2 pseudogenes are annotated in these 1,315 nt (G+C 42.4%); both read left to right on the top strand.

Features of this window, described 5'->3' with window-relative positions:
- Positions 1 to 170: 170 nt before the first annotated feature.
- Positions 171 to 969, top strand: a pseudogene (locus DCC82_RS09050) (IS256 family transposase); the annotation flags it as partial.
- Between the two features lie 71 nt (positions 970 to 1,040).
- Positions 1,041 to 1,315 (top strand): annotated as a pseudogene (locus DCC82_RS09045) (transposase); the annotation flags it as partial.

The raw sequence follows: 1,315 nt of genomic DNA, 5'->3' as shown, positions 1-1,315 counted from the left end.
GTCAAGGATTCATTCGACATCGGAACGAAAAAATCCTCCCGATTTTCGTTGGGAGGGTGCGAAATGTGAGGTATAAAATTTTGTGTAAAGCATTTTGCTAGGCAAAAAGAAAAAAGGTAGGGTATTCTCTGATTTGAACCAAAAATCTTAGAGAAAGGAGTACCCTACCTATGTCTAAAAGTATACCGAATGTAGACTGGGCAAATCAACTGGAAAGTGTCATTCGTCAGTTTGTGAAGGAAAAATTAGAGCTGATTATGCGGGAANNNACATTTCCTCGAAATCGAACAGGCGGACACATCCAGTATGAGAAACGGCTACTATCAACGAAATCTAGATACGCAATATGGCCGAATTGAAGGCCTTTTGGTCCCAAGAGATCGAAATGGGGAATTTCAAACGCAGCTGTTTGCCCCTTACCAACGTCATACTGGTTGGCTCGAGGAAGCCGTCATCAAAATGTATCAAAGTGGCATGAGTACGAGGGAAATTGGCAAGTTTATCGAACGAATTTTAGGAAATGCCTATTCTCCAACGACAATCAGTCGTATTACCGATGTAGTGAAGGAAGACATCGAGAAATGGCACAATCGTCCTCTACATCAGCGTTATTCGGTTTTATATTTGGATGGTTTATACGTAAAACTTCGTCGCGAAACCGTGGAGAAAGAAGTCATTTATGTGGTGTTAGGGGTGAACGAAGAAGGATATCGCGAAATTCTTGATTTCTTTGTGGGAGGACAAGAAAGCGCCTATGTATGGCAGGAAATTCTTCAACACCTCTATCAAAGAGGCGTCAAGGAAGTGCTTCTGGGCGTATTCGATGGACTACCGGGGTTGGAGGAAGCCTTTAAGGCGGTTTATCCGAAAGCCGATGTGCAGCGTTGTGTCGTTCACAAAGTACGTAATACCTTAAATCGTGTTCGGAAAAAAGATCAATTCGAAGTGGCAGAGGACCTCAAGCTGATTNTTGCACATTATTTCCGAATCCGCCTGAAATAATTTGAAAAAGGGATTCTGAAATAATGTGCTAATTTACAGTTTATCCGAAAGCGGATGTGCAGCGTTGTGTCGTTCACAAAGTACGTAATACCTTAAATCGTGTTCGGAAAAAAGATCAATTCGAAGTGGCAGAGGACCTCAAGCTGATTTATCGCGCGCCGAATAAGGAGATGGCATTACAGATGTTTCAACAGTTTGAGTCGAAATGGTCAAGCAAGTATCCGAGAGAAGTTCAATCTTGGGCCAATGAGTTGGATGTCCTCCTTACATTTATGGATGATCCAAGCCGTATTCGAAGTGTGATTTACACGAC

This window comes from Geobacillus sp. LYN3 (assembly GCF_003064505.1).
GTDB lineage: Bacteria > Bacillota > Bacilli > Bacillales > Anoxybacillaceae > Parageobacillus_B > Parageobacillus_B toebii.
Note: the sequence above shows the minus strand (reverse complement) of the source record. Positions and strands in the feature narration are given on the sequence as shown.